Source organism: Vulcanococcus sp. (assembly GCF_044369115.1).
GTDB lineage: Bacteria > Cyanobacteriota > Cyanobacteriia > PCC-6307 > Cyanobiaceae > Vulcanococcus.
Genome location: NZ_JBIPMN010000150.1, coordinates 1 through 6,707, shown reverse-complemented (window position 1 = coordinate 6,707; position 6,707 = coordinate 1). Strand labels below are relative to the sequence as shown.

8 protein-coding genes are annotated in these 6,707 nt (G+C 64.4%); 3 read left to right on the top strand and 5 right to left on the bottom strand.

All coding sequences use genetic code 11. The annotated features are described in order from the left end of the window. A partial coding sequence (gene groEL / locus ACIQ2E_RS11270; RefSeq protein ID WP_398330385.1) for a chaperonin GroEL occupies positions 1-793 on the top strand: 793 nt, incomplete at its 5' end. 143 nt (positions 794-936) lie between these two features. Further along, positions 937-2,292, top strand: coding sequence for an ammonium transporter (locus ACIQ2E_RS11265; RefSeq protein ID WP_398330382.1), 1,356 nt, complete (start codon positions 937-939; stop codon positions 2,290-2,292). Positions 2,293-2,310: 18 nt separating this feature from the next. On the opposite strand, the gene msrB is transcribed toward ACIQ2E_RS11265, so the two are convergent. From msrB to gpmI, 3 genes are read right to left on the bottom strand one after another with little or no spacing between them, the layout of a single operon-like run. Further along, a complete protein-coding gene (gene msrB, locus ACIQ2E_RS11260) occupies positions 2,311-2,796 on the bottom strand; it encodes a peptide-methionine (R)-S-oxide reductase MsrB (protein ID WP_398330388.1) in 486 nt (161 codons plus the stop codon). Between the two features lie 46 nt (positions 2,797-2,842). Then, positions 2,843-3,076 carry a preprotein translocase subunit SecG gene (gene secG, locus ACIQ2E_RS11255; protein ID WP_010310871.1) on the bottom strand — a complete coding sequence of 78 codons (234 nt, stop codon included), beginning with the start codon at positions 3,074-3,076 and terminating at the stop codon, positions 2,843-2,845. Between the two features lie 22 nt (positions 3,077-3,098). Then, positions 3,099-4,670 (bottom strand): 2,3-bisphosphoglycerate-independent phosphoglycerate mutase, encoded by a 1,572-nt coding sequence (gpmI, locus tag ACIQ2E_RS11250; RefSeq protein ID WP_398330379.1) that lies wholly within the window; start codon positions 4,668-4,670, stop codon positions 3,099-3,101. A 236-nt stretch (positions 4,671-4,906) separates the two neighbouring features. Here gpmI and pyrR point away from each other — a divergent pair, with 236 nt between their 5' ends. Beyond that, on the top strand, positions 4,907-5,449 hold the full coding sequence (gene pyrR / locus ACIQ2E_RS11245; protein WP_398330376.1) for a bifunctional pyr operon transcriptional regulator/uracil phosphoribosyltransferase PyrR: 543 nt from the start codon (positions 4,907-4,909) through the stop codon (positions 5,447-5,449). A gap of 23 nt (positions 5,450-5,472) precedes the next feature. Here pyrR and ACIQ2E_RS11240 read toward each other — a convergent pair whose 3' ends face one another. Both ACIQ2E_RS11240 and ACIQ2E_RS11235 read right to left on the bottom strand, forming a co-directional pair. Then, the gene (locus ACIQ2E_RS11240) at positions 5,473-5,694 is read right to left on the bottom strand and encodes a ferredoxin-thioredoxin reductase variable chain (protein WP_398330373.1); all 222 of its coding nucleotides are present in this window, start codon (positions 5,692-5,694) and stop codon (positions 5,473-5,475) included. Positions 5,695-5,735: 41 nt separating this feature from the next. Then, positions 5,736-6,569, bottom strand: coding sequence for a hypothetical protein (locus ACIQ2E_RS11235; protein WP_398330370.1), 834 nt, complete (start codon positions 6,567-6,569; stop codon positions 5,736-5,738). Positions 6,570-6,707: the final 138 nt, after the last annotated feature.

Below are 6,707 nucleotides of genomic sequence, written 5' to 3'. Positions count from 1 at the left end.
CGGCGATCGCCGTAAGGCCATGCTCGAGGACATCGCTGTTCTCACCAACGGTCAGCTGATCACCGAAGACGCCGGTCTCAAGCTGGAGAACGCCAAGCTGGAGATGCTGGGCACCGCCCGCCGCATCACCATCAACAAGGACACCACCACCATCGTGGCCGAAGGCAACGAGGTGGCCGTGAAGGCCCGTTGCGAGCAGATCCGCAAGCAGATGGACGAAACCGACTCCTCCTATGACAAGGAGAAGCTCCAGGAACGTCTGGCCAAGCTGAGCGGCGGTGTGGCCGTGGTCAAGGTGGGTGCCGCCACCGAGACCGAGATGAAGGACAAGAAGCTGCGCCTCGAAGACGCCATCAACGCCACCAAGGCGGCCGTTGAAGAGGGCATCGTTCCCGGCGGTGGCACCACCCTGGCCCACCTGGCTCCTGCCCTCGAGCAGTGGGCGGCTTCCAACCTCTCCGGCGAAGAGCTGATCGGCGCCACCATCGTGGCTTCGTCGCTCACCGCTCCCCTCAAGCGCATCGCCGAGAACGCCGGTGTGAACGGCTCCGTGGTGGCCGAGCACGTGAAGAACAAGCCCTTCAACGAGGGCTACAACGCCGCCACCGGCGAGTACGTCGACATGCTGGCTGCCGGCATCGTCGACCCCGCCAAGGTGACCCGTTCCGGTCTGCAGAACGCTGCCTCGATCGCAGGCATGGTGCTCACCACCGAGTGCATCGTGGCTGACATGCCCGAGAAGAAGGAAGCAGCTCCCGCCGGCGGCGGCATGGGCGGCGACTTCGACTATTGATCCAGCGCACAGCTGAGAATCCTCAGGAGGGCTTCGGCCCTCCTTTTTTGTGCGCTGCCTGCCGAGTGCGGCAATGTGTCCAATCTGAACAGTTTCTGGGGTTGGCGCTCTGGAAGTGTGGCAATCGCTACGGAAGTTTTCCCGTGTTGTTTCGATCGAGGCCGCAGCGGCTGCTGATCGCTGCCCTGACGGTGCCTGCCTTGCAGCTGGCGATCGGCGGCCTGCTTCCAGCCCATGCGGCCGATGCTGCTGCGCTGAATCCAGCCGACAACACCTTGGTGCTGATGTCGTCGGCCCTGGTGTTGTTGATGACGCCAGGTTTGGCGTTTTTCTACGGCGGCTTTGTGCAAGGCCGCAATGTGCTCAACACGATGGCGATGAGCTTCGTGATGATGGGCATCGCTACGGTGGTTTGGGCCACTTTTGGCTTCAGCCTGGCCTTTGCCGATGGCGGGGCCTTGCAGGCCGTTCTGGGCAATCCCCTCCGCTATTCCCTGCTGGAAAACCTGCCGCTGAGCTGGGAGCCTCTGGCCATTCCAGGCCTCAGCTTTGCGTTGTTCCAGGGCATGTTCGCGATCATCACGCCGGCCCTGATCTCCGGTGCTCTGGTGGAGCGGATCAGTTTCCGGTTCTGGTGCCTGTTTACTCCGATCTGGCTGCTGCTGGTCTACGCACCGTTGGCTCACATGGTCTGGGGCGGAGGATTGCTCGGCAAAGATCTGGATTTCGCCGGTGGCACGGTGGTGCATATCAGTTCCGGTGTGTCTGCCCTGGTGCTGGCGGCGTTGATCGGTGCCCGCCGGCAATGGCCTTCCTCAGTGCGTCCACCCCACGACGTGACCCAGATCCTGCTCGGCACCGGTCTGTTGTGGTTCGGCTGGTTTGGCTTCAACGGCGGCAGTCAGCTAACGGTGGCTGGCGCCGAGCTGCCGTTCACCACTACCCATGTGGCGGCGGCGGCCGGCCTGGTGGCCTGGTCGCTGCTGGAGACCTGGCGCGATGGCAAGCCCACGGCTGTGGGCTTGGCTACCGGTGCGGTGGGAGGGTTGGTGGGGATCACCCCCGCTGCAGGCTTTGTCACCGTGGGATCTTCGCTGGCCATCGGTGCGCTCACGAGCCTGCTTTGCTTCATCTCCGTGCAGGTCAAGGTGAAACTGCGCTTCGATGATTCCCTCGACACCTATGCCGTGCATGGGGTGGGCGGAACCGCTGGTGCGCTGCTCACGGGTGTGTTTGCCAACGCCGAACTGATCGCGGCCCACCCTGCGGGTGAAGTGCTGGCACAACAGGGGCGTACCGCGTTGGTGTTGGGTCAGCTGCAGGCGGTTCTGGTGGCCTATGGCCTTGCTGCTCTGGGCACGTTGCTGATTGCAGCTGTGTTGCGCAGCCTCGGCGTTCGCTTCCGGGTGAGCGAGAATGCAGAAAATCTCGGCGTGGATGTGGCTGAACACGGCGAAGAGGCTTATGCCGAGCGCGTCGGATCTCCCCAGCTGTTCTGAACGCCCACGAGGCCGGCGTCAGCCGGCCTGAGGTTTGAAGGTGAGCGCGACACCGTTGTTGCAATAGCGCTTGCCGGTGGGTTTGGGGCCGTCGTCAAACACGTGCCCCTGATGGCCGCCGCAGCGTTTGCAGTGGTATTCGGTGCGCGGCACGATCAGCTTGAAATCGATCTTGGTGCCAATCGCTTTCGGCAGGGGCTGCCAGAAGCTGGGCCAGCCGGTGCCGCTGTCGTACTTGGCTTTGGAGCTGAACAGGGGCAGATCACAGCCGGCGCAGTGGAAGGTGCCGGCGCGCTTTTCGTTGTTGAGCGGGCTGCTGAAGGGCCGCTCGGTGCCTTCCTTGCGCAGCACCTGGTAGGCGGCGGGGCTCAGGCGCCGCTTCCACTCAGCATCGCTGAGGTTCCATTTGGGGTCGGCCGCCACTGAAGCCGCTTCAGCCGCGCTGGCGCCCAGCATCGGGCTGAACAGAGCTGTGAGGCTCGCCAGAAAGCTGCGGCGGGGCATCGTCAAGGTGTGGATCGGAAGAGCTGTGGTGTGATCTGAGACTTGATCAGAGCTTGAACCAGCCGGCGCTCAGGGCTGTGGCCAGACCAAGAAACACCGCCAGCAGGGTCCAGGTGATGCGATTGAGCGTGGCCTCGGCGCTGCGGGCACTGCTGAACATCGAGCTGCCACTGGAGGCCAGGCCGCCCATGCCATCGCCCTTGGGGCTGTGCAACAACACGCTGATCATCAGCAGCACGCCGCTGGCCAGCCAAATCCAGGTGAAAACGGTTTGGAGCATGGCGGAAGCCTAAAGGGCCGGATCAGACTCCCAAGGTCTGAGGAATCCGATTGGGCACCGCCGGGCTTCCGAGCGGCACCACCAGAGATGCGCCGGTCATGCGGGCTGGTTGGGGTAAGCCCAGAATTTCGAGCAGCGTGGGGGCGATATCAGCCAGGCCGCCGCCGCTCCGCAACTCCACGGCGTTGCCGTGGCCGGGCAGTTTGCGCTTTTCGCCTTCCACCAAGATCACCGGCACCGGATTGGTTGTGTGGGCGGTCCATGGCCGGCCATCCGGGCCTTCCATCAGTTCGGCGTTGCCGTGGTCGGCTGTCACCAGCAGCGTGCCGCCCATGCGGTTGGTGGCTTCCAGGAGGCGGCCCACGCTTTGATCAACCGTGTGAATGGCGTCGATCGTGGCGTTCATCTCGCCGGTGTGGCCCACCATGTCGGGGTTGGCGTAGTTGATCACCACCAGCGCGTAGATGCCCTTATTGATGGCCGCAATGCAGTGATCGGTGAGTTGCTCAGCCGACATCGCGGGGGCTTGGTCGTAGGTGGCGACGCGGGGAGAGGGCACCAGGTGGCGGTCTTCGCCCGGATAGGGCTGTTCGATCCCACCATTCATGAAGTAAGTGACGTGCGGATACTTCTCGGTTTCGGCGGTGCGGAACTGGCGCAGGCCTGCCTCCGACACCACCTGGCCGAGCAGGCCATCGAGGGATTCCGGCGGGAAAGCCACTGCCACTGGCAGCCCGGCTTCGTATTGGGTGAAGGTGACGACCGCCAGGTCGTCGATCGGCTCGCGCGGAAAGTCGTTGAAATCGCTCAATACAAGGGCGCGAATGATCTGGCGCACCCGATCGGGCCGGAAGTTGAAGCAGACAACGCCATCGCCCGGGGCGATGCGGCCGGGGTTGAGCCGTGTGGGCTCGATGAACTCATCGGTGATGCCGCCGGCGTAAGCGCTCTCCAGAACTTCGATGGCGGATTGAGCCTCAGCGGGGCCGTCGTTGCAGAGCAGGCGGTAGGCCTTTTCGGTGCGATCCCAGCGGTTGTCGCGGTCCATGGCCCAGTAGCGGCCGCAGATCGTGCTGATGCTGCCAACGCCGGCCTTGCGGATCTGGGCTTCGATCGTGCTCAGATAGCCCGGCGCGCTCTGGGTGGGAGTATCGCGACCATCCGTGATCACATGCACACACACCTGCTTGAGGCCGCGCCCTGCGGCCCAATGGAGGAGGCCGCCGAGATGATCGATGTGGCTGTGAACGCCGCCATCGGAGCAGAGGCCGATCAAGTGGAGCGTCTTGCCACTGGCCACAAGGCGATCAGCGAGGGCGTTGAGCTCGGGGTTGTCGTTGATGCTGCCGTCGCGAACGGCCTGACTGATCCGCACCAGCTCCTGGCGGATCACACGTCCAGCGCCGATGGTGAGGTGTCCCACCTCCGAGTTGCCCATTTGATCGTCCGGCAGGCCCACATCCGCTCCACTGGCCTCAATCAAGGTGTGGGGGTAGGCGTGCCAGAGGGCATCCATCACCGGGGTATCTGCAGCCCGGATCGCGTTGTGGGCGTCGTCGTGGCGGTAGCCCCAACCATCCAGGATGCACAGCACGACGGGGGCGACGTTGCCGCGTTTTGACTCGCCACTGGACTCGACTCTGTAACCGTTCGTCGGTGGCTCTTGATCGGTCGACGGTGAAGCTGTCACCCGGGGAATCCTGCCTCTCCGCAACGCCTTCTCATTCCAACCTACCCTGCGCCTAGGGCTGATCCAGCTGTGATCCCGCCTGGGTCAGCTTTTGGCCACACCCGCTGATCCCGATACCATCGGCGCCTGCCGGAACCCATATGTCCGCCGATCGCATGGAGATCCTCTCGGCCGACGAGCTGGGGCGGACACTCAATCGCCTCGCCTCCCAGGTGCTGGAAAGCTTGGCCGACAGCCAGCAGCTGGTGCTGGTGGGCATTCCCACACGTGGGGTGGCTCTAGCGGCGGTGTTGGCCCAGAGGCTTGAGGCCCTGTGCGGCCATCCGATTGCCTGCGGCAGCCTCGATCCCACCTTCCATCGCGACGATCTCTCCCGCATCGGTACCCGGCTGGCAACCCCCACCCAGTTGCCTGCCGATCTGGAGGGGCGCGATCTGGTGTTGGTGGATGACGTGATCTTCACTGGCCGGACCGTGCGCGCAGCCCTCGAGGCCTTGCAGGCCTGGGGAAGGCCCCGGCGGGTGCGGCTGTTGGTGATGGTGGATCGCGGCCATCGCGAACTGCCGATCCAACCGGATTTCTGCGGACGGGTGGTACCCACCAGCCGGCAGGAGGTGATTGCCCTCTGCCTCCAGACGATCGACCAAGAAGAGGGCGTGTTTCTGATCAAGGAAGCCGGCTGATCGGAAGCCGGCTGGGCCTCTGATCAGGCCACCGGCTCGAGCTCGTCGGTGCGGAAGTGGGCGCGAAAACGGCCGAACGCCACGATCACCGGCATGGTGGGGCTGATGGTGCGGCCCTTGTAATCGTTGAGGACCTGGAACACTTCACCCTGCTGACCCTTGAGATCGAAGGCCTGGCCGCGATGCTCGGGATGGTGGAAGACCACCACGCTCTGGCTCACCTTGACCTGATCTCCTGCCTGCATCGAGGGTGATGGCGATGGGTGCACCATCCTGTCACGCGTGATCAGCGGCGACAGGCGGTTTCCGGGCCAGCCTCCACCACACGCCCGCCCAATTCTCGGCAGGCCGCACTGAAGGCCTGCCAGTCGTCCATGCCCTGAGCCAGCTTCTGGGTGATCAAGTCGTTGAGCCGTTCAGCCGGCACGTTGGAGCTCAGGGCGCCGCCGTGCACATCGTGTTCGCGTTGCTCGCCGCTGCGCAGTCCCTCGATGCCCTGTTCCACCTGGCGGCGTAACGGCGCTGATTGCTGCTTCCACCAGGGGTGTTCGATGCGGTTGAGCGCGTCGAGGGCTTCCCACCAGCGCTTCTGCGGGATCAGCTGCTCCGCCCGCTGTTTGAGGAATTTCTGGCGGTTCCAGTCTTCGTTGAGCTGATCGCCCAGGGAGGTGCCGCCGGCGTTGTGGGCGGCATTGAGAGCAGTGAGCAGTTTCAGGGCTTCTTCCAGCCGGCCCTCGCGGTAGAGATTCAGCGCTCGGGTTTCGAGCTGTTGCTGCCAGCTGAGCAGCTGCTGCTGATCCGCGGGGGTGCTGTTGCCTGAATTCACCAGCTGCAGCTGCAGTTTCAGCGCTTCGGCCCAGGCCCCCTTGCGCCAGAGCTCTGCAGCCTTGAGGCGCCGGCAGCGGCCCTGCTCCAGTGGCGCCTTGCCCCCCAGCCAGCGCAGTGCGGCCAGTTGTTCGCCGTAGCTCAGGCAGTCGTCGAGGCGGCCTTGGGCAGCGGCCTGCTCGAGGCGCTCCGGCAACTGCTTCTCCCACCAGTAGGCCGAGCCCACGCCGGCAGCCACCAGGCCAAGGGTGAGCACTAGCCAAAAACGCGGGAGCCGGTGCCGGCGGATGGCCAAGGGGATGCCCGATCAATCCATCCGTTCTATGGATCGATACAGCCTGGATCACTCGATCGGGTGCAGCCCTGCAGCCGTCACGTCAGCGCACGCTGCCCAGCCGTTGCTGCGGCACGGGCTGATCGCTGCCCAGATCAT

Excerpts from the sequence above, each read along its gene's own strand:
- msrB (WP_398330388.1), bottom strand. The coding sequence starts at position 2,796 with ATGCCCCGCCGCAGCTTTCTGGCGAGCCTCACAGCTCTGTTCAGCCCG.
- secG (WP_010310871.1), bottom strand. The coding sequence starts at position 3,076 with ATGCTCCAAACCGTTTTCACCTGGATTTGGCTGGCCAGCGGCGTGCTG.
- pyrR (WP_398330376.1), top strand. The coding sequence starts at position 4,907 with ATGTCCGCCGATCGCATGGAGATCCTCTCGGCCGACGAGCTGGGGCGG.
- ACIQ2E_RS11240 (WP_398330373.1), bottom strand. The coding sequence starts at position 5,694 with ATGCAGGCAGGAGATCAGGTCAAGGTGAGCCAGAGCGTGGTGGTCTTC.